The sequence below is a fragment of the Ensifer sp. Root558 genome, from assembly GCF_001427045.1.
GTDB lineage: Bacteria > Pseudomonadota > Alphaproteobacteria > Rhizobiales > Rhizobiaceae > Ensifer > Ensifer adhaerens.
In genome coordinates, this window is sequence record NZ_LMGC01000001.1 from 1,186,287 (window position 1) to 1,206,258 (window position 19,972).

A 19,972-nucleotide genomic window follows, 5' to 3' on the forward strand; every position below is an offset into this window, starting at 1 on the left:
AAGCCGGGCGCCGGAAGACAAATAGAGACGATGTTCCCAGTTGCGCTCCTGTTCCTTGCACTGATACTCGCCGGCGTCGCCTACAGCCTCTGGCACGCGCGTAGCTTCGCCCGGCGCTTTCCCAATGTCGGCGAACTGATCGACATCGGCGGCTACCGCATGAACAGCGTACACCTGCCCGCCGGCGGACAAGCCGACCTCTTGCCCGTCGTCTTCATCCATGGCGCCAGCGGCAACCTGCTCGACCAGCTGCATGCCTTCGCACCGGCCCTTGACGGCCGCGCCGAGATGCTGTTCGTCGATCGCCCGGGCCACGGCTACTCGGAGCGCGGCGGGCCGGAAAACGACTTGCCGGACGGTCAGGCGGATGCGACCGCAAAGCTGATGGACAAGCGCGGCATCCGTCGCGCCGTGATCGTCGGCCACTCCTTCGGCGGCGCGATTGCAGCGAGCTTCGCCCTCAACCACCCGGACAAGACCGCCGGCCTCGTCCTGCTGGCGCCGGCGACCCATCCCTGGCCCGGCGGCATCGACTGGTATTACCGCCTGACGGCCCTGCCCTTCGCCGGCTGGCTCTTCGCCCACACGCTGGTGACGCCGCTTGGGCAGCGGCGCATCGAGGGCGGCACGCACTCGATCTTTTCGCCCAATCCACGGCCGGCCGACTACATCGACAAGACCGGCCCGCATCTCGTGCTGCGTCCCTCGACCTTCCTCAGCAATGCCCGCGACATCGCCAACCTGCACGCCTATCTGACCGCGACCGCGCCGCGCTACCGGGAGATCGCCGCACCGACGGTGATCATCACCGGCGACAGCGATGGCATCGTGCTGGCCGATATCCACTCACGCGGGCTGGCGCGCGATATCCCCGGCGCCGAGTTGCTCTGGATCGGCAATCTCGGCCATAAGCCCGACTATGTGGTCACTGATGTCATCGTCGCCGCGGTGGAGAAGCTGGCCGGCAAGCCCGGGGATCTGGATGCGGCAGTAAAGCGCGCCGAAGAAAGGCTTGCCGCCGCCAAGACACCCTGATCGTGCCAGGCCATCCGTTGGGGCCGCACCTCATCTGGCAGCCTTTCTCGGCGCGCCCGTTATCCCGCTAGCTGCCATCATCAACAAAACACGAAACCCCAGGAGCGGATCAGCGCTCCGGGGGTTTCGTTGCAGTCCGAAAAAGAGAGCGGGCGTCAGACGCCGCTCATGCCGTCCGAGCCGATATAGGCGATACGCAGCATGTTGGTCGCGCCAGGGGTACCGAGCGGCACGCCGGCCGAAATGATGATGCGTTCGCCCGGCTTGCCGAAGCCTTCCGAGGCAACGATGCGGCATGCGCGGTTGACCATGTCGTCGAGGTCTGTCGCATCCTCGGTGACGACGCAATGTAGGCCCCAGACGACCGAAAGGCGGCGCGCCGTCTGCACGATCGGCGACAGCGCGATGATCGGCACCTGCGGCCGCTCGCGGGCGGCGCGCAGACCCGTCGTACCCGACGAGGTGTAGCAGACGATGGCAGAGAGCCGCAGCGTCTCGGCGATCTGGTGGGCCGCAAGCGAAATCGCGTCGGCACCGGTGGCTTCCGGCGGCGTGCGCTGCGCGTAGATGATGCTGGAATAATGCGGGTCGCGCTCGACGTTGCTGGCGATCGACGCCATGGTCGAAACGGCTTCCACCGGATATTCGCCCGAGGCCGATTCTGCCGAAAGCATGACGGCGTCCGCACCTTCGAAGACGGCTGTCGCGACGTCGGAGACTTCGGCGCGCGTCGGGACCGGAGCCGAAATCATCGATTCCAGCATCTGGGTGGCGACCACTACCGGCTTGCCGGCGCGGCGACATGCACGCGTCAGCTGCTTCTGCAGGCCCGGCACCGATTCCAGCGGCATCTCGACGCCGAGGTCACCGCGGGCAACCATCAGTGCGTCGGAGAGCTCGATGATCTCGTCGATGCGGTCGAGCGCCTGCGGCTTTTCGATCTTCGACATCAGGCCGACGCGGCCGCGGGCGATCTTGCGAACCTCTGCCAGATCTTCCGGACGCTGCACGAAGGAGAGCGCCACCCAGTCGAATTCGCCGGTCGCCAGAACGGCGTCGAGGTCGGCACGATCCTTGTCGGTCAGTACGCCGACGGCAAGCAGCGTATCGGGCAGGCTGACGCCCTTGCGGTCGGAGATCTTCGTGCCGGCGACGACCGTCGTGACGATGCTCTTGCCATCGGTCTTTTCAGCCTTCAGGTGCAGCTTGCCGTCGTCGATCAGCAGGCGATGGCCGGGCTTGACCGCTTCGAGGATCTCCGGATGGGGCAGATAGACGCGGGTGTTGTCGCCAGGCACGTCCTTGTTGTCGAGCGTGAAGGTCTGGCCGACCTTCAGGTCCACCTTGCCTTCCGCGAACTTGCCGACGCGCAGCTTCGGTCCCTGCAGGTCGCCGAGGATGCCGATCGGCCGGCCACAGCGCGCCTCGACTGCGCGGATGCGCTGCACCAGCGTGCGCATCACGTCGTGGCTCGCATGGCTCATGTTGATGCGGAACAGATCGGCCCCGGCCTCGTGCAGCTTCTGGATCATCTGCTCGTCCGAAGACGCCGGTCCGAGCGTTGCGAGGATTTTGACTTTTCTGTTCCGCTTCATCAATTCTGGCTTTCCTGCGTGCCGGACGGATCCGAAAGCTGAACCATCCAGCTTCCCTGCCGTCCCGTGTCGTACTCTTTGAATCCCATGCGCTGGAAGCCGCGGGCGAAGCAGTCCTGCACGCCCGTGATTTTGAATTCGTTCTCGGCAACGCACATGTTGACGTCACCGGTCCAGCGGCCGCCACGGGCCGCATCTTCCGCGTAAAGATAATAATATCGTGACTGTAGCTCGCCCTCGATCAGGGTCGCGCAGGTGTTGGCAGGCACCTGCCACCAGCCTTCCGTCATCCAGCCGTCCTTGGCCCGGTAGCCGATGGCCACACCAACCAGTGTCTGGGTGCCGTTGCACACGCGGAAGTCGGCGCGTGCGTCGCTGGCGAAAAGAAATGAGCTTGATGTTGCCAGGAGAAACAGGAGGATGCCTCCCAGTGTCGTCAGCCCCGGCTTCGCTTTGGAAAAAGGATATCTGGACACGGTTTCCGATGGAACTCCGTTTTGATTTGCGTGGCACTTTCTTGCGACGGGCAGCCCCGAAAGTCAACGTAACTCTAATCGATTACAATCGGTAAATTGCTTTCGGATTTCGATAAACAGTTGCGTTTTTCTTGCGATTGACGCCCTCGCGTGCGATCAGCGAGACGGGGCGCTGAAACGGACTGGAACGGCATGCAACACTATTCTCCCTATGAGATTATCGAAGCCAAGCCCACAACCGGGCTCGTGCTCCTTGCCGATCACGCGATGAACCGGCTGCCTGCCGAGTATGGCAGTCTCGGCCTTCCCGCCGCGGCCTTCGAGCGGCACATCGCCTATGATATCGGTGTCGAAGCGCTCGTGCGGCGCGTGTCTGCGATGCTCGATGCGCCGGCCGTTCTCGGCTGCTTCTCGCGCTTGCTGATCGATCCCAATCGCGGCGAGGACGACCCGACGCTGATCATGCGGATTTCCGACGGAGCGATCATTCCGGGAAACCATCCCATCACCGAGCAGGAGTGGGAAAACCGGCTGAACCGGTTCCATCGTCCCTATCACCGCGCCGTCTCCGAGACGATCGGCCGAAGCGCCGAGGCGCATGGCGCAGCACCGCTGGTCATCTCCATCCATTCCTACACGCCGGCCTGGAAGGGCGTCGCCCGTCCCTGGCACGCCGCCGTCCTCTGGGACAGCGACGGCCGCGCCGTTCGGCCACTGATCGACAGGCTCGAGGCACCGGGCGATATCGTCGTCGGCAACAATGAACCCTATGACGGCGCGTTGCGCGGCGATACCATGTTCCGGCACTGCATGGTGCCGGGCATTTCGCATGCCCTGATCGAGGTGCGGCAGGATCTGATCGCCGACGCTGAAGGCGTTGCCGCCTGGGCCGAGCGGCTGGCGCCGATCCTCGCAAGCCTGAACGCCATGCCCGAACTGCATCGGTACGAGCGGCACATCTCGCGCACCGGCGCCTATGATGAAGAGGACCAGCGACCATGACCGAACTGACCCCGGAGCAACAGATCGCCTTCGAAGCCGCCGCCTTTCGCCGGCTGGTCAACCATCTGCGCGAGCGCAGCGATGTCCAGAACATCGACCTGATGAACCTCGCCGGCTTCTGCCGCAACTGCCTGTCCAATTGGTATCGCGAAGCCGCCGAACAGGCGGGCGTTCCGCTTGCCAAGGAGGAATCGCGCGAGATCATCTACGGCATGCCCTACGAGGAATGGCGCGAGCGCAACCAGAGGGAAGCATCCGCAGAACAAAAGGCGGCGTTCGAGCTCAACCGGCCCAAAGCTGAGTGAGGAAAGGCGTGTGCGGGTTTCCGCGGCATTCCACTCTAACTCGTAAGCCGCTTGAAAATGATGGCTGGATCGAGCCGACGCAAACCGTCGTGATCAAAGGAATAAGGGTCGTTTCGCCCGCCTCTGCCACGGAAATGACCGCGTTGTTGCGCAATCACCCTTGACCTTGGCGGCCGTTCGCGGCACGTCACGGCACCCAAGAAATTCCATTCCCCCTATCAAGGAGAAGACCATGTCGGATGCTCACGGCGTCGCACGCGATCAGCTTCGTGCTTTCATCGAACGGATCGAACGCCTGGAAGAAGAAAAGAAGACCATCGCCGACGACATCAAGGACGTCTATGGCGAAGCCAAGTCCACAGGTTTCGACGCCAAGATCCTGCGCAAGGTCATTTCGATCCGCAAGCAGGACCACGACGAGCGCATGGAACAGGAAGCGATCCTCGACACCTACCTCCAGGCGCTCGGCATGGTGCCGGCAGCCGACGAGGAATAAGCAAGCCTTTTTGAAGGCCGCCTGTCGGCGGCCTTCGCCTTCCGCGCGTGAACGCCGGCAGCAGAGGCTCTCAATGCAGCCGGGAGCCGACATAAGGCGAAGACAGAATGCAGATACGAAAAAGCCCGCCAGGTCGGCGGGCTTTTTCGTGTCTATGGTTTGGTGGAAGCTCAGTTGGTGCTGAACTTCTTCACTTCCATGAAGTTGACGGCATTGCCGCTGAACCGGGCCGTGTCGACGTTTGGTCCGGCGCTGCTGGAGAAGCCGGCGGCATAGACTGTCGTCGGAGCAGTACGCAGAGACTTGCTGACGAAGCGCGGCGCCTTCACCGGCTTGGAAAGCGTTGCGACGCGGCCGGTCGAAAGCGCCCATTCGGAAATGATCTTCTGGGTCAGCTTCGGCTCGGCGCGCACCGATGAGCGGGTCGCGGCATCGGCGTCGTTCTTCTTCGGTCGGCCGCCCTTGGCCGGAGCTTCCGCCTGCGTGTCGAAGGCGCTGTCGAAGATCGCGGCGCGCGCATTTGTACCCGACTGCGGCGCATAGGCTGCCATCTCGATCGGCTGCGGCTGGGCAACCGGCTGACGTTCAGCTGGCGTCGGCTGGGCAAGCGCGACACGGGTCTTGGCTTCAGCCGCCACGTCGCGCGGCGGTTCGGCGGATGCCACGACCGGGCGCTCCGCGAAGGAGGGGATCACGACCTGTGCATCGGCAACGGCGGCAAGCGCCGCGTCACCCGCGGGCCGCACGGCCGGAACCGGCACGAAACCGAGCGCCTGCATGTCCGGCTCGGCATCGGCGGATGCGACGAGCGTGTTCATGTCGCGGCGGTCAAGCATTTGCGGCACAGGAACCTTCATCGAGCCGAGGTCGGCAAATTCGCTCGGCATTTCCGAGGTTGGCGGCAGGGCGGCAGCAAGGGCTTCCTGCGCCGGGTTCTTCTCCGGCGCCACCAGGGCGACGGCTACGCCACCATCGGCAGGCGCTTGCTTGAAGGCAGGCCGCACCGCCGGGACCGGCGCATTGATGTTCTGTTCGGCAGCAACCGTCGGCTCGGCGGCGACAGAACCGGCGACGCCGGGCAGCGCTTCCTGAGCGGCGGGCGCGGCAGCCGTCTGCACCTTGGCAGCAGGAGCTGCGCCACCTTCATCGTCGGCACCGGGGCCGGCTGCGATTGCCGAGGGTTCTTCATCCTCGTCACCGCCGCCGCCAAAGAGCATGGCGAACAGGTTGCCGCGGCGCTTGCCGCTCGCCGTATCGCCCGGGCCCGTATCGCCGCCACCGGCGACCTGGATCGCCGACGCGCCGACGCGACGCTTGTAGTCGGCAACCGCCTGGTCATAACCCGGAAGCGGCTTGCCGTCGGACGGCAGATGCATGGTCTTGCCGTCGGGGAAGAGGCGCGCCAATTCGGCACGGCTCATGCGCGGCCAGGCGCGAACGCCACCGACATCCATATGGACGAAAGGCGAGCCGGAAGTCGGGTAGTAACCGACGCCGCCCACCTGGAATTTCACGCCGATTTCACGCAGCGTCTTCAGCTTCACATCCGGCAGATAGAAGTCCATCGCCTTACCGAGCATGTGCTGGCTCTTCTTGGCGACGCCCTTCGAACGCGAACGCAGCATGCCGTTGGTCGCCGGCGAACGATAGGCCGAAACGACGTGGATGTAATCGCGCGATCCGCTCTTCTGGTAGACTTCCCAGACGAGATCGAGCAGGCGCGGGTCCATCTTCGTCGGCTCGTTGCGACGCCAGTCGCGCAGGAAACGGTTGATTTCCTGCAGACCCTTGGCGTCGTAGCGGCCATTGCGCTTGAAGGTGATCTGCGCCTTTTCCTGAGTATGAATGAAATAGAGCTTCAGTGTCCGGGTCTGGCCTGCGGCCTCCACGGGAGGAGCAAAACCAGGCGTAACGAGGGCAGCCGCAAGAGCAACGGATGTCAGAACCTGCGGCACCCGGCGGGTGACCGCCGCGCAGACTCTCGCTAAGGAGCCGAGCGGCTTCTTAAAACCGAACAAATTTGGCATTCAATCCCCGTCCGACGGACAACCGTGCTTCGCTGTCTCAGATGACTGTCAAATAAGGTGACAGCATGGCAAATTTGCCACAGTCGTCACCGCCCCTTATAATATAGTGAATACTTCACTAACAAGGTCTAAACGGCGGTGACTGAATAGCACGGCTAATGAATCGTGAATGCGTCGATTTTATGCCGCCTCTCTCAAAGGGTTATCGGGATCGATGCCATAATCCTTCAGCTTGCGGTAGAGGGTAGACCGGCCGATACCGAGCTTTCGGGCCACCTGACTCATCTGGCCGCGGTAGAATTTCAGCGCAAAACGAATCAATTCCTCCTCGACTTCGGCAAGCTTGCGCACGTCTCCGCCCTCGTCGACGCTGGCGATCGCATTCTCCATGCGCGGGTCGCTGGAGGCTTCCGCCTCCATGGATTTCGCCGCACTCGCGAAGTCTGGATAGACGCTTGATGCCGTCTCGCCGCCAGCCGGCGCCCGCTCCGGTCCGCCCTCGCCCCAGGAGAAGCCCGAACGATCGGAAACCACGTAGCCGGGTATCTGAGTGGCGATCTGCGGGAAATCCTTCACCGTCAGTTCGTTGCCCTCGGCAAGCACGACGGCGCGGAAGATCGCGTTCTCGAGCTGGCGAATGTTGCCCGGCCAATCATAGGCGGTCAGAAGCGCGAGCGCGCCGCTCGATACCGTCAGCGGCTGGTTCAGCCGCTGCTCGGCGGCGAAGCGCTCGACGAAGGAGCGCACCAGCACCGGGATATCTTCCTTGCGTCGGCGAAGCGCCGGAATGGTGATCGGGAAAACATTGAGGCGGTAGTAGAGATCCTCGCGGAACCGCCCTTCGCGCACTTCGTTGATCAGGTCCTTATTGGTGGCCGAGATCAGCCGCACGTTCACCTTCTGCGGATGGCGCGCGCCGATCGTCTCGACCTCGCCCTGCTGAACCGCGCGCAGCAGCTTCACCTGAACCTCGAGCGGCAAGTCGCCAATCTCGTCGAGGAACAGGGTTCCTCCGTCCGCATCGACGAACTTGCCGGTGTGCTTTTCGGTCGCGCCGGTAAAGGCACCCTTTTCGTGACCGAAGAGAATGCTCTCGACCAGATTGTGCGGGATGGCGCCACAGTTGACGGTGATGAAGGGCTTGCCGACCCTGTCGCTTGCCGACTGGATGGCGCGCGCCACCATTTCCTTGCCGACGCCGGATTCGCCCTCGAGCACGATCGGGATGTTGGACTGCGCGCCGCGGCGTGCAAGGTCGATCACCCGGATCATCGCCGGGCTTGCCGAGACGATATCATCGAAGCCGACGGCGCCACCGCGCGGACGGCGCGAGGTTTTGACCTTGCCGTCACGGCTTGCCATTTTCAGCGCATTGCTGATGGCCACGGACAGCCGTTCCGGAGAGACCGGCTTGACCAGGAAGTCGAAGGCGCCGGCCTGCATCGCGTGCACCACGGTCTCGATGCCGCCCTGTCCGGTCTGGACGATGACCGGCGTGTCGACGCCGCGCTCGGCCAGCGCTTCGAGGAAGCCGTGGCCGTTCATTTCCGGCATCAGGAGATCGAGAAGGATGACATTGATCATGCCGCCCTTGCGCTCCAGCAGTTCCAGACCGCTGCGGCCGTTATCGGCGAGATGCGCCACATGACCGAGACGCTCGATCATGTTCGTCAGCAACCGGCGCTGCACCGGATCGTCATCAATGACCAGAATGTGTGATGTCACGGAAGCCTCCTGCTCTGGACACGCGGTACTCTTTGGCCAACCTCATGTGCCAAATCACGTCAGGCATCTGTGCCATAAAGGGCTGAACATCATGTTTTGAGAAATGCTTGCATTTTATCCATTGCCGGCGATAGCAATGGGGCCCATATCGCTGCCTCTTCCTGTCACGAACGAGAGAAATCCGACGATGACCTTCCGCCCCTTCGCCCCCGAGCAATTTGTTGTCCGCGCCGCCGCCGGCCAGAGCCATGGCGCCGCTGCCGACCTCGGTGACCTGCCCTCCTGGCGGCTGGAGGATCTTTATGCCTCCGCTTCCTCGGATGCGTTTCGCAACGATATGACGAAGGCCGATGCCGACGCGATCGCCTTCGAGACCAAGTGGAAGGGCAAGCTGGCCGAAGCGGCGACGAAGAGCGGCGAAGCCGGCATCGGCGCCGCCGTGCGGGAATTCGAAGCGCTCGAAGACATCATGGGCCGCATCGCGTCGTTTGCGGGCCTCACCTATTTTTCGGACACGTCCAAGCCGGAGAATGGCAAGCTTTACGGCGATGTGCAGTCGAAGCTCACCGACATGTCGGCGCATCTCCTGTTCTTCTCCCTGGAGCTGAACCGGATCGACGACGCGATCCTCGACAAGGCACTCGAAACAGACGCGCTCGCCGCCCATTACAAGCCCTGGCTGACCGACCTGCGCATGGACAAGCCCTATCAGCTCGACGACAAGCTGGAGCAGCTTTTCCTGGAAAAATCGATGACCGGTGCCGCCGCCTTCAACCGGCTGTTCGACGAGACTATGGCAAGCCTCACCTTCACTGTCGACGGTGAAGCGCTGCCGCTCGAGGTCACCCTGAACCTGCTGCAGGACCCGTCGAGCGACGTTCGCAAGAAGGCGGCGATGGCGCTGGCGGAAACCTTCAAGGCCAATATCCGCACCTTCACGCTGATCACCAACACGCTCGCCAAGGACAAGGAAATCTCCGACCGCTGGCGCGGCTTCAAGGATATTGCCGACAGCCGGCATCTGGCCAACCGCGTCGAGCGCGAGGTCGTCGATGCGCTCGCCGAAGCGGTCAAGTCCGCCTATCCGCGCCTGTCGCACCGCTACTATTCGCTGAAGGCAAAGTGGCTCGGCATGGAGCAGATGGATTTCTGGGACCGCAACGCGCCGCTGCCGGAAACGCCGAACGCGCTGATCTCCTGGGACGAGGCCAAGGACACGGTGCTCTCCGCGTATAATGCCTTCGCGCCGGAAATGGCTGATATCGCCCGCCGTTTCTTCGATGAGCGCTGGATCGACGCGCCGGTGCGGCCCGGCAAGGCGCCGGGCGCCTTCGCCCACCCGACGGTGCCGTCGGCTCACCCCTATGTGCTCGTCAACTACATGGGCAAGCCGCGCGACGTGATGACGCTCGCCCACGAGCTCGGCCACGGCGTGCACCAGGTGCTTGCCGGCGGACAGGGCGCGTTGATGGCCTCGACGCCGCTGACGCTCGCCGAAACCGCGTCTGTCTTCGGCGAGATGCTGACCTTCCGCGCGCTTCTCGACCAGACGAAGGACAAGCGCGAGCGCAAGGCCATGCTCTCCCAGAAGGTCGAGGACATGATCAACACGGTCGTGCGCCAGATCGCCTTCTACGAGTTCGAGCGCAAGGTGCACACCGCGCGGAAGGAAGGCGAGCTGACGGCCGACGATATCGGTAAGCTGTGGCTGTCGGTGCAGAACGAGAGCCTTGGCCCGGCCATCCGGATTTCCGAAGGCTACGAGACCTACTGGGCCTATATCCCGCACTTCATCCATTCGCCCTTCTACGTCTATGCCTATGCCTTCGGCGACTGCCTGGTGAACTCGCTCTACGCGGTCTACCAGAACGCCGAACAGGGCTTCCAGGACAAGTACTTCGAGCTTCTGAAGGCCGGCGGCACCAAGCACCATTCCGAACTGCTCGCCCCCTTCGGCCTCGATGCCACCGATCCGTCGTTCTGGGCACAGGGACTGTCGATGATCGAAGGGCTCATCGACGAACTCGAAGCGCTTGATAAGGCCTGATCCGGACAAGGGTCCGGATCGCGGCGCGATCGACAAGACGACTTTATGAGCGACACTGCACCCTATGTGCTGTTCCGGGACGACAGCGAAAGCCGCACCACGGTTTTCGCATCGCCTTCGCGCGTCATAACGGCCCGCACGAAGGCCGATTTTGTCCGCGGCCTTGCCGAGCTTGAACGCGCGCACAAATCAGGCAAATGGATTGCCGGCTTCATGTCCTATGAGGCCGGCCATCTCTTCGAGGAGAAGCTCGAAGGCTTTGCCGAGGAAAATCGCAAGACGCCGCTGATGTCATTCGGCATCTTCGATGCGCCGAGCGAGGATCATCCCCTCTCCGAGCCGCAGCGGCGAACCGAGAACGAACCCTTCTTGAGCGAACCGCGCGCCAGCTGGGATTCCGATACCTACCGCGAACGTTTCGACCGCCTGCACCTGCATCTGCGAAAGGGCGATTGTTACCAGGCAAACCTGACGATGCCGATCCATGCCCGCTGGTCCGGCGACCCGCGCGCAGCCTTCTGGTCGCTGATCGACCGACAGCCGGTCAAGTACGGCGCGCTCGTCGCGCTCGACGGGCCAGTGCTCCTGTCGCGCTCGCCGGAGCTTTTCTTCCGAGTCGATGCGGACGGCTGGATCGAGACCCACCCGATGAAGGGCACGGCCAAGCGCGGCGCGTCGGCGCCGGAAGACGCCGAGATCATCGCCGCCATGCGCGCCGACGAAAAGACCCAGGCCGAAAACCGGATGATCGTCGATCTCCTGCGCAATGACATCTCGCGCATCAGCGAGGTCGGCACGCTTGATGTCCCGAAACTCTTCGACATCGAGACCTATCCGACCGTGCACCAGATGGTGAGCCACGTCCGAGCGAAGCTCCTGCCCGAGATCAGCCTCAAGGATATTTTCACGGCGCTCTTCCCCTGCGGCTCGATCACCGGGGCGCCGAAGATGCGCGCCATGGAAATCCTGCACGACCTGGAAGACGGTCCCCGCGACGCCTATTGCGGCGCCATCGGTTTCATCGCCCCGAACGGCGTGATGCGCTTCAGCGTCGCGATCCGGACGATATCGCTCTTCGAAAATGGCGATGCCGTCTTTAATGTCGGCGGCGGCATCGTCTTCGACAGCACCGCCCAGTCCGAATACGAAGAGTGCCTCCTGAAGGCCCGCTTTGCCGTTGGCGACGACAGGATCGCGCTCGGCGAAGGCGATGTCGCGCCCGCCGACGACGCGGTCGTCCGATGACGGATTTCTCGTTGATCGAAACCCTGCGCTACGAGCCCGAAGCCGGTTTCATCCGCCTGCGTCTGCACCTCGCCCGGCTGGTCCGATCCGCCCGTCGTCTCGGCATTTCGGGCGCCGATGGCGCGCAGGCCGCGCTGCTTGCAGCGGTCAAGGCCGGCGATGGCGGCGCCGCGCTTCGCGTTCGCCTCGAGCTCTTCCCGGACGGCCATATCGAGGTGAAGACCGCCCCCTTCGCGCCGCTCCCCCAAGATACGGTCTGGCGGGTACGGGTTGCCGGCACCCGGCTGAAGTCGGGCGATCCGCTGCTGCGCTACAAGACCAGTCGCCGCGCCGCCTATGAGGCAGCCCGCGGCGAGTTCGGCCCGAGCGAGGCCGACGAAGTTCTGCTTCTGAACGAGAAGGATGAGGTCTGCGAAGGCACGATCACCTCCGTCTTCCTCGACGACGGCAGCGGCATCCTCAAGACGCCACCGATCGCCTGCGGCCTGCTTGCCGGCGTGCTGCGTACCGAGCTCATCTGCCAGCGCCGCGCGCGAGTTGCGCGGCTTTCACTTAACGACCTCGCCCGCGGCGACCTTTATCTCGGCAACTCGTTACGGGGCCTGATCCGGGTGAACCTCCTGGTCTGAGCCGGGAAGCGTGTGGCGCCTGACCTGGTCCCGCCCATCGCGCTTGGCGAGATAGAGCGCCTGATCGGCGCGTGCATAGAGGTCGCTGACCGTGTCCCCGTCGCGATACTCCGCAACCCCGACCGAACAGGTGTAGAAGAACTCCGGGATGTTCTCGAGCGGGCGGGAATTGCGCACCCGTTCGAGCAGACGATCGAGAATGCGGTGGCCCTCGCTGATGGTGGTATCAGGCAGGATGAGCATGAATTCCTCGCCGCCAATCCGGCCGAAGCAGTCCGAACGGCGCACGAACTCCTGCATCTGGCGCGCAAAGTCGAGTAAAACCTCGTCGCCGCGCTGGTGGCCGTGGCGGTCATTGATCGCCTTGAAGTAATCGATATCGATGATCGCGACACAGCCCCACATATGCGGGTTCTCGGCGCAGTTGGCGATGAACTCGGTGAGACGCCCCATCGTGTAGCGGCGGTTGGGCACGCTCGTCAGCTCGTCGACCTGGGCGGCCCGAAGCGCAAAGTCGCGGTCCTGGCGCAGTTCCCGTTCTTCGGCATGGATCGTCGTGACGTCGACGGCGATGCACAGCATGCAGCCATCCGCATCCACCGTCTCCGTCATCCACAGCCAGCGACCGTCGTGCAGGTCTGTTTCCATGGCGCGGAACGGCACCTTGCCGCGCCGGTGCAATGTCGAGGCGATCCAGGCATCGATGTCTTCCGACTTCAGGATGGTGCCCTGTCCGGCGGCATGGTTCCGACGCATGATCTCTTCCCAGGTCGGGCTCTCGTCCGGACCGACATGGTAGGCCGCGCGAAACGCCGGATTGGCGAAGCGCAGTCGATCGTGCTGATCATAAAGTGCGATCAGCACGGGTGTTTTACTCTGTAGGGCCGCAAGAGCCTTGAGATGACTACCGGTCACGGTCTGTCACGCCTCCGGGAACTAATCAATTATGGCGCGAAGCGGATGCTTCTACCGTAGCTATAGCACGAACCGCTTGTGACAAGCGTTTCACCGTGCGAAACGATAGGGAATATGGTTAAATCGCAACCTAGACCGGTCGCTCCGCATGAAGCATACGCCTTACGACGGTTCTTCAAAACCTTTCACCATCGGCCGTGCCCAGCTCGACCCCGATCGCTGGATTGAGCCGGACGACCAGCTGCAGCACTATCTCTCCGAAAAGAAGCTGCTGCTTGCGCAAGCGCGCGGTACCGTGTTTGCCGCAGCCGACGGTACGCAGGACGCCCAGCGCGAACTGCTCGGCATTCTGGTCGACTACCTGCCGGCCGCCTACCCAGAGATCTACCGCCGCGACGGCGACAGCATGATCGTCGGCGGCGAGCCCGTGCCACTCGACGGCGATGATCCACTGGCCGTTTCAGGATCGCTTGTCCAGGACGATCTCGCCATCATGCAAAAGACCGACGACGGCTGGCGTCTCAACGCTGCCTATGTCGCCTTTCCCTCGTCCTGGTCGCTCGCCGAAAAATACGGCCGCACCATGAACGAGATCCATGGCCCCGTCCCGGGTTTCGAGCATGGCACCCGCAATGCCGAACTGATTGCCCGCATGTTCGACAACCTGCCGCCGGGTCGCTTCGTCGAGCGCTTCAACTGGGCGGTCAATGTCGACGGCGCGCTGCACCTGCCGAAATCGAAATCCGAAGGCATCGCCGCCGGTGCGATCGAGATGACCGAGGAGCGGACCTTCATCCGCATCGAACGGCAGACGCTGCGCAAGCTGCCTGAGACCGGTGCGCTCGTCTTCACTATCCGCATCTATTCGGACCCGCTGACGATGCTGCGCAAGCGGCCGGATGCCGCAGCCCTGGCCGCGTCCTTCGTCGAGCAGCTGCGCGCCCTGACCTTGCCGCAGGCCGCCTACAAGGGGCTTGTCAGCAAGCGGGACGGGCTGATTGAAGCACTTCTCACGATCGCCGGTTAAGCACAGACGCAAATAGCGGTTGACCCGCCGGCTCTTTATTGTGACAGCAATCTATGCTCTACAGCGCCGCGTGCCCCACGGGCATCGCGGCCGTCGGCACATTCATACGAGCCAGAACAGCGGCCACAGCCGCTTCCTCATGCTTAGTCACCCACCGCCACAGGGAAAGTTTTCTCAGGAGTAAGACAAAAATGGCAGATACCACCTATCCGGTTTATGGCGAGATCACCGGTCCGATCGTGATGATCGGTTTCGGTTCGATCGGTCGCGGCACCTTGCCGCTGATCGAGCGCCACTTCAAATACGACAAGAACCGGTTGATCGTGGTCGAGCCCCGTGAGGATGCTGCCGACAACGAGATCTTCGAACGCCATGGCGTTCGTCACGTTCGCGCGCATGTGACCAAGGACAACTACAAGGAACTGCTGAAGCCGCTTCTGACCGAAGGCGAAGGCCAGGGCTTCTGCGTCAACCTGTCGGTCGACACCGGCTCGCTCGACCTGATGAAGATGTGCCGCAAGCTCGACGTGCTCTACGTCGACACGGTCGTCGAGCCGTGGCTCGGCTTCTACTTCGACGCCGAAATGGACAATTCCGAGCGCACCAACTATGCGCTGCGCGAAACCGTGCGCAAGGAAAAGGAAAAGAACCCGGGCGGCACGACCGCGGTTTCCACCTGCGGCGCCAACCCCGGCATGGTCTCCTGGTTCGTCAAGCAGGGCCTCCTCAACCTCGCCAACGACCTTGGCGTGAAGTTCGAAGAGCCGCATCAGGACGACCGCGAAGGCTGGGCCAAGCTGATGAAGAAGGTCGGCGTCAAGGGCGTGCACATCGCCGAGCGCGACACCCAGCGCACCAAGAACCCGAAGCCGTTCAACACCTTCTGGAACACCTGGTCGGTCGAAGGCTTCATCTCGGAAGGCCTGCAGCCGGCCGAACTCGGCTGGGGCACCCATGAAAACTGGATGCCGAAGAACGCCAAGAAGCACAAGAAGGGTTGCAAGGCAGCGATCTATCTGGAGCAGCCGGGCGCCAACACCCGCGTGCGCAGCTGGTGCCCGACCCCCGGCCCGCAGTATGGCTTCCTCGTGACCCACAACGAGGCGATCTCGATCGCCGACTTCTTCACGGTTCGCGACAAGGAAGGCGAAGTCACCTATCGCCCGACCTGCCACTACGCCTACCATCCGGCCAACGACGCCGTTCTGTCGCTGCACGAAATGTTCGGCAACGGCGGCAACGCCCAGCCGGTGCACCACGTCCTTGACGAAAAGGAACTGGTCGACGGCGTCGACGAACTCGGCGTGCTGCTCTACGGCCACGACAAGAACGCCTACTGGTTCGGCTCGCGCCTGTCGCTCGAAGAAACCCGCCGCATCGCGCCTTACCAGAACGCGACCGGTCTGCAGGTCACTTCGGCTGTTCTTGCCGGCATGGTCTGGGCTCTCGAGAACCCGAAGGCCGGCATCGTCGAAGCCGACGAGATGGACTACAAGCGTTGCCTCGAAGTCCAACTGCCCTACCTCGGCCCGGTCGAAGGTCACTACACCGACTGGACCCCGCTCGACGGTCGCCCGGGCCTGTTCCCGGAAGACATCGACACCAAGGATCCGTGGCAGTTCAAGAACATCCTCGTTCGCTAAGCTGCTGAGACGTAAGCGCATCCGGCCCGGGACACGAACGTGCCCCGGGCCTTTTCATCTCTGGCGGAAAAGCCCGAGGCCGCGGCCTGCCGCTCTTGCTTTCAACTCATGATCGCGGCATGGTCTGCCGGAATGAAACAATCCGCTCGACCCAAACGCGGGGGAAATCGCCTATGAAGCCATTCGCCGTTCTGACCCTAATCGCAACCGCGGCCGCGCTTGCCTCCTGCCAGTCGTCGCCACGGATCATCGATGAGGGTGGGCAGCCGGCACGCCAGGCTTCGGGCGTCGAGGGCTCCTGGGTAGACCCGAACGGTATCGTCTCGACATTTGCCGGTGGTACCTTCTCCACGCGCACGACCGACACCAACCAGTTGCTCGCCTCGGGCAACTACGTCAAGACGAGCCCGACGCTTGTCGAGATCAATATGACCTCGCTGGTGCGCAACACCCAGTCGAAGGTCGCTTGCGCTCTGGTCACGCAGAACCAGCTCAACTGCACCACCGACGCCGGGGCACAGTTCTCGCTCGCGCGTCGCGGCTAAAACAGAAAACACGAAATTGCAAAAGCCTCCGTCCGGAGGCTTTTTTCGTTTGCGGGCCACGACTTAACCTTAACGGTAAACCCGACAACCAGGGCATGGTTTTAGCGCTTGAAGTCGCCTTCAAGTGATGAAAACATCCGGCCCGGCAAAGCCACCCCGACCGTGGGGACCGGATCCGTTTCGGCGGACCGGATGCGGTCGGGCGACAACCGGCAAAACAGGAGAACATCATGATCAGACACGTGCGGACCGGCCTGATGACCGCGTCCATTCTTGCCCTCTCCTCGGGCGCAGCCTTCGCCGATTATGAATTGAACATCCTGCATATCAACGACCTCCATTCCCGCATCGAATCGATCAACAAGTTCGATTCCACCTGCTCGGCGGAAGAGGAGGGCAAGAACGAGTGCTTCGGCGGCGTCGCGCGCCTCAAGGCCTTGATCGACCAGAAGCGCCAGGACCTCTCGGGCAAGAACGTGCTGCTGCTCAACGCCGGCGACAACTTCCAGGGTTCGCTGTTCTTCACCACCTACAAGGGCCTCGCGGAAGCCGAATTCCTCAACCTGATGAAGTTCGACGCGATGACCGTCGGCAACCATGAGTTCGACGAGAGCGAGGACGGCCTTGCCGGCTTCCTCGACAAGATCGCCTTCCCGGTCGTCACCGCCAACGTGCTGCCGAGCCAGAAGTCGAAGATCGGCGACCGCATCAAACCGTCGATCGTGCTCGATGTCGGTGGCCAGAAGGTCGGCATCGTCGGCGCGGTTGCCAACGACACGCCGGAGCTCTCTTCCCCCGGCCCGGACATCCTGATCGGCGACGACGTCGCCACCACCACGGCAGCCGTCGAGGAGCTGAAGAAGCAGGGCGTCGACAAGATCATAGCGCTCACCCATGTCGGCTATCCGCGCGACCTCGCGGCCATCGCCAAGATCCCGGATGTCGACGTCGTCGTCGGTGGCCACTCGCACAGCCTGCTGTCCAACACCGATGCAAAAGCCGAGGGTCCTTACCCGACGATGGTCGATAACCCAGGCGGCTACAAGGTTCCGGTCGTCCAGGCCGGCTCCTACACCAAATATCTTGGCGACCTCGTCGTTACCTTCGACGACAAGGGCGTGGTCAAGGCTGCCAAGGGCGATCCGATCCTGGTCGACAGCTCGGTCAAGCCGGATGAGGCCGTGCTCGCCCGCGTCGCCGAACTCGGCAAGCCGATCGAAGAGCTGCGCTCGAAGATCATCGCCAAGACCGAAGCACCGATCGACGGCTCGCGCGAGAATTGCCGCACCAAAGAGTGCGAAATGGGCAGCCTGCTCACCGACGCCATGCTCGACCGCGTCAAGGGCCAGGGTGTGACCATCGCCATCACCAACGGCGGCGGCCTGCGCGCCTCCATCGATGCCGGCGACGTTTCGATGGGCGAAGCCATTACGGTCCTGCCGTTCCAGAACACGGTTGCGACCTTCCAGATGAAGGGCGACGGCATTCGTGAAGCCCTGGAAAACGGTCTCAGCAAGCTCGAAGAAGGCGGCGGCCGTTTCCCGCAGGTGGCCGGCATGAAGTTCTCCTTCGACAAGTCGAAGCCGGTCGGCAGCCGCGTCGTCTCGGTCGAGGTGAAGGAAGGCGAGGCCTACGTCCCGCTCGATCCGGCCAAGACCTATTCGCTCGTCACCAACAACTACATGCGCAATGGCGGCGACGGCTACGACGTCTTCAAGGAGAAGGGTGAAAACGCCTACGACTACGGTCCGGGCCTCGAAACCGTGCTTGCCGACTACCTTGCCGCCCACCAGCCGTTCAAGCCCTATACCGACGGCCGCATCACCGAGGTCGCTTCGGCGGCCGGTGCGGCAACGGCCGAGCCGGCGGCGGACGCAAAGCCTGCTGCCGACGCCACGGCAGCCCAGCCGGCGGCAACGGCCGGCGGCACGGCGGCAGCGAGCGGCCCGCAGAAGCACGTGATCACCAAGGGCGACACGCTCTGGGATCTCGCCAAGGCCTTCTACGGCGAAGGCGCGCTCTGGAAGAAGATCTCCGACGCCAACGGCAAGCCGGCGCCGCGCCACCTGCATGTCGGCAAGGAACTGGAGATTCCGGCAAAGTAAGACAATTTGCCTCTACTTTCAGAGCCGGCGCGGCTTCCCCGCGCCGGCTTTTCTTTTTAGAAGGACTGGAAACCGAAGGAACGAAAGCGGCGTCCCGATACGGGGACCCGACGAGGATGAAGATGACCGATCAGCTTGCCGTGACCACCCCTGCCAACCACCCGTCCGTCAAATCCGGAAAGGTCGGTATCCTGCTGGTCAATCTCGGCACGCCTGATGGCACCGACTACACCTCGATGCGCCGCTACCTGAAGGAGTTTCTGACCGACCGCCGGGTGATCGAGTGGTCGCGGCTGGTCAATCTCGGCACGCCTGATGGCACCGACTACACCTCGATGCGCCGCTACCTGAAGGAGTTTCTGACCGACCGCCGGGTGATCGAGTGGTCGCGACTGTTCTGGTACCCGATCCTGTTCGGCATCGTGCTCAACACCCGCCCCGGCAAGGTCGGCAAGGCCTATGAGACGATCTGGAACARGGACTTGAACGAAAGCTACCTCCGGACCTACACCCGCAACCAGTCCGAACTGATGGCGAAGTCCTTCGCCGACCAGCCTAACGTCATCGTCGACTGGGGCATGCGCTACGGCCAGCCGTCGATCGCCTCGCGCATGGACGCACTGCAGAAGGCCGGCTGTGAACGCATTCTCGTCTTCCCGCTCTATCCGCAATATGCCGCCGCCACCACCGCCACCGTTAATGACAAGGCCTTCGAGGCGCTTCTGAAGATGCGCTGGCAGCCGGCACTGCGCACCGTTCCGCCCTACCACGACGATCCCGTCTACATCGACGCTCTGGCAACCTCGATCGAGCGTCACCTGGCGACGCTCGACTGGGWGCCGGAGGTGGTTCTGACCTCCTTCCACGGCATTCCGAAGAGCTATTTCGACAAGGGCGATCCCTACTACTGCCAGTGCCAGAAGACCGCGCGGCTTTTGCGCGAAAAGCTCGGCTGGTCGAAGGAGAAGCTGCAGGTCACCTTCCAGTCGCGCTTCGGGCCTGAGGAATGGCTGCAGCCCTATACCGACAAGACGGTCGAAAAACTTGCGCAGGACGGTGTCAAGCGCATTGCCGTCCTCAACCCGGGCTTCGTCTCCGACTGTCTGGAAACGTTGGAAGAGATYGCCGAGCAGGCGGCCGAAAGCTTCCATGACA

At 63.0% G+C, this 19,972-nt stretch carries 16 protein-coding genes and 1 pseudogene; 12 read left to right on the forward strand and 5 right to left on the reverse strand.

What is annotated here, in order from left to right:
• Positions 1-30: 30 nt before the first annotated feature.
• A complete protein-coding gene (locus tag ASD63_RS05865; protein ID WP_060528862.1) occupies positions 31-1,035 on the forward strand; it encodes an alpha/beta hydrolase in 1,005 nt (334 codons plus the stop codon).
• A 155-nt stretch (positions 1,036-1,190) separates the two neighbouring features.
• On the opposite strand, the gene pyk is transcribed toward ASD63_RS05865, so the two are convergent.
• Together pyk and ASD63_RS05875 are read right to left on the reverse strand one after the other, a co-directional pair.
• Complete coding sequence (pyk, locus tag ASD63_RS05870) at positions 1,191-2,630, reverse strand: pyruvate kinase (RefSeq protein ID WP_034806117.1); 1,440 nt, start codon at positions 2,628-2,630, stop codon at positions 1,191-1,193.
• Positions 2,630-3,001: pseudogene (locus tag ASD63_RS05875) on the reverse strand (DUF1036 domain-containing protein); the annotation flags it as partial. The pseudogene ASD63_RS05875 and the gene pyk, both read right to left, overlap by 1 nt.
• 297 nt (positions 3,002-3,298) lie before the next feature.
• On the opposite strand from ASD63_RS05875, the gene ASD63_RS05880 reads away from it, so the two are divergent.
• From ASD63_RS05880 to ASD63_RS05890, 3 genes are all read left to right on the forward strand, one after another.
• Positions 3,299-4,108, forward strand: a complete 810-nt coding sequence (locus ASD63_RS05880) for an N-formylglutamate amidohydrolase (protein ID WP_060528863.1) — start codon at positions 3,299-3,301, stop codon at positions 4,106-4,108.
• On the forward strand, positions 4,105-4,413 hold the full coding sequence (locus ASD63_RS05885) for a DUF1244 domain-containing protein (RefSeq protein ID WP_034806113.1): 309 nt from the start codon (positions 4,105-4,107) through the stop codon (positions 4,411-4,413). Before ASD63_RS05880 ends, ASD63_RS05885 begins: the two co-directional genes overlap by 4 nt.
• 232 nt (positions 4,414-4,645) lie before the next feature.
• Positions 4,646-4,909, forward strand: a complete 264-nt coding sequence (locus tag ASD63_RS05890; RefSeq protein WP_034806111.1) for a DUF2312 domain-containing protein — start codon at positions 4,646-4,648, stop codon at positions 4,907-4,909.
• A gap of 170 nt (positions 4,910-5,079) precedes the next feature.
• Here ASD63_RS05890 and ASD63_RS05895 read toward each other — a convergent pair whose 3' ends face one another.
• The gene (locus ASD63_RS05895; RefSeq protein ID WP_034806108.1) at positions 5,080-6,936 is read right to left on the reverse strand and encodes a DUF882 domain-containing protein; all 1,857 of its coding nucleotides are present in this window, start codon (positions 6,934-6,936) and stop codon (positions 5,080-5,082) included.
• 180 nt (positions 6,937-7,116) lie between these two features.
• Positions 7,117-8,661: a sigma-54 dependent transcriptional regulator gene (locus ASD63_RS05900; RefSeq protein ID WP_060528864.1), complete on the reverse strand. Its 1,545-nt coding sequence runs from the start codon at positions 8,659-8,661 to the stop codon at positions 7,117-7,119.
• A 187-nt stretch (positions 8,662-8,848) separates the two neighbouring features.
• Here ASD63_RS05900 and ASD63_RS05905 point away from each other — a divergent pair, with 187 nt between their 5' ends.
• The 3 genes from ASD63_RS05905 to ASD63_RS05915 are packed head-to-tail and all read left to right on the forward strand — an operon-like array spanning position 8,849 to position 12,582.
• Positions 8,849-10,708: a M3 family oligoendopeptidase gene (locus tag ASD63_RS05905; RefSeq protein WP_034806631.1), complete on the forward strand. Its 1,860-nt coding sequence runs from the start codon at positions 8,849-8,851 to the stop codon at positions 10,706-10,708.
• A 45-nt stretch (positions 10,709-10,753) separates the two neighbouring features.
• A complete protein-coding gene (locus tag ASD63_RS05910; RefSeq protein WP_060528865.1) occupies positions 10,754-11,953 on the forward strand; it encodes an aminodeoxychorismate synthase component I in 1,200 nt (399 codons plus the stop codon).
• Positions 11,950-12,582 (forward strand): aminotransferase class IV family protein, encoded by a 633-nt coding sequence (locus tag ASD63_RS05915; RefSeq protein WP_034806101.1) that lies wholly within the window; start codon positions 11,950-11,952, stop codon positions 12,580-12,582. The genes ASD63_RS05910 and ASD63_RS05915 overlap by 4 nt, the downstream gene beginning before the upstream one ends.
• Here ASD63_RS05915 and ASD63_RS05920 read toward each other — a convergent pair.
• Positions 12,547-13,497: a sensor domain-containing diguanylate cyclase gene (locus ASD63_RS05920; RefSeq protein WP_034806098.1), complete on the reverse strand. Its 951-nt coding sequence runs from the start codon at positions 13,495-13,497 to the stop codon at positions 12,547-12,549. The genes ASD63_RS05915 and ASD63_RS05920 overlap by 36 nt on opposite strands.
• A 148-nt stretch (positions 13,498-13,645) precedes the next feature.
• Between ASD63_RS05920 and ASD63_RS05925 the strand changes: the two genes are divergently transcribed.
• From ASD63_RS05925 to hemH, 5 genes are all read left to right on the forward strand, one after another.
• Positions 13,646-14,524, forward strand: a complete 879-nt coding sequence (locus ASD63_RS05925; RefSeq protein WP_060528866.1) for a DUF3445 domain-containing protein — start codon at positions 13,646-13,648, stop codon at positions 14,522-14,524.
• Between the two features lie 191 nt (positions 14,525-14,715).
• Entirely contained in the window at positions 14,716-16,167 is a 1,452-nt protein-coding gene (locus ASD63_RS05930) for a homospermidine synthase (protein WP_034806092.1), read from the forward strand.
• 173 nt (positions 16,168-16,340) lie between these two features.
• Complete coding sequence (omp10, locus tag ASD63_RS05935; protein WP_034806089.1) at positions 16,341-16,712, forward strand: outer membrane lipoprotein Omp10; 372 nt, start codon at positions 16,341-16,343, stop codon at positions 16,710-16,712.
• 230 nt (positions 16,713-16,942) lie between these two features.
• The gene (locus ASD63_RS05940; protein WP_034806086.1) at positions 16,943-18,817 is read left to right on the forward strand and encodes a bifunctional UDP-sugar hydrolase/5'-nucleotidase; all 1,875 of its coding nucleotides are present in this window, start codon (positions 16,943-16,945) and stop codon (positions 18,815-18,817) included.
• Positions 18,818-18,939: 122 nt separating this feature from the next.
• On the forward strand, positions 18,940-19,972 hold a 1,033-nt coding region (gene hemH / locus ASD63_RS05945; RefSeq protein ID WP_060528879.1), incomplete at its 3' end, for a ferrochelatase.

What these genes read in the sequence shown, in the direction of transcription:
- ASD63_RS05865 (WP_060528862.1), top strand. Translation starts at nt 31, where the DNA reads ATGTTCCCAGTTGCGCTCCTGTTCCTTGCACTGATACTCGCCGGCGTC.
- pyk (WP_034806117.1), bottom strand. Translation starts at nt 2,630, where the DNA reads ATGAAGCGGAACAGAAAAGTCAAAATCCTCGCAACGCTCGGACCGGCG.
- ASD63_RS05880 (WP_060528863.1), top strand. Translation starts at nt 3,299, where the DNA reads ATGCAACACTATTCTCCCTATGAGATTATCGAAGCCAAGCCCACAACC.
- ASD63_RS05885 (WP_034806113.1), top strand. Translation starts at nt 4,105, where the DNA reads ATGACCGAACTGACCCCGGAGCAACAGATCGCCTTCGAAGCCGCCGCC.
- ASD63_RS05890 (WP_034806111.1), top strand. Translation starts at nt 4,646, where the DNA reads ATGTCGGATGCTCACGGCGTCGCACGCGATCAGCTTCGTGCTTTCATC.
- ASD63_RS05895 (WP_034806108.1), bottom strand. Translation starts at nt 6,936, where the DNA reads ATGCCAAATTTGTTCGGTTTTAAGAAGCCGCTCGGCTCCTTAGCGAGA.
- ASD63_RS05905 (WP_034806631.1), top strand. Translation starts at nt 8,849, where the DNA reads ATGACCTTCCGCCCCTTCGCCCCCGAGCAATTTGTTGTCCGCGCCGCC.
- ASD63_RS05910 (WP_060528865.1), top strand. Translation starts at nt 10,754, where the DNA reads ATGAGCGACACTGCACCCTATGTGCTGTTCCGGGACGACAGCGAAAGC.
- ASD63_RS05915 (WP_034806101.1), top strand. Translation starts at nt 11,950, where the DNA reads ATGACGGATTTCTCGTTGATCGAAACCCTGCGCTACGAGCCCGAAGCC.
- ASD63_RS05925 (WP_060528866.1), top strand. Translation starts at nt 13,646, where the DNA reads ATGAAGCATACGCCTTACGACGGTTCTTCAAAACCTTTCACCATCGGC.
- ASD63_RS05930 (WP_034806092.1), top strand. Translation starts at nt 14,716, where the DNA reads ATGGCAGATACCACCTATCCGGTTTATGGCGAGATCACCGGTCCGATC.
- omp10 (WP_034806089.1), top strand. Translation starts at nt 16,341, where the DNA reads ATGAAGCCATTCGCCGTTCTGACCCTAATCGCAACCGCGGCCGCGCTT.
- ASD63_RS05940 (WP_034806086.1), top strand. Translation starts at nt 16,943, where the DNA reads ATGATCAGACACGTGCGGACCGGCCTGATGACCGCGTCCATTCTTGCC.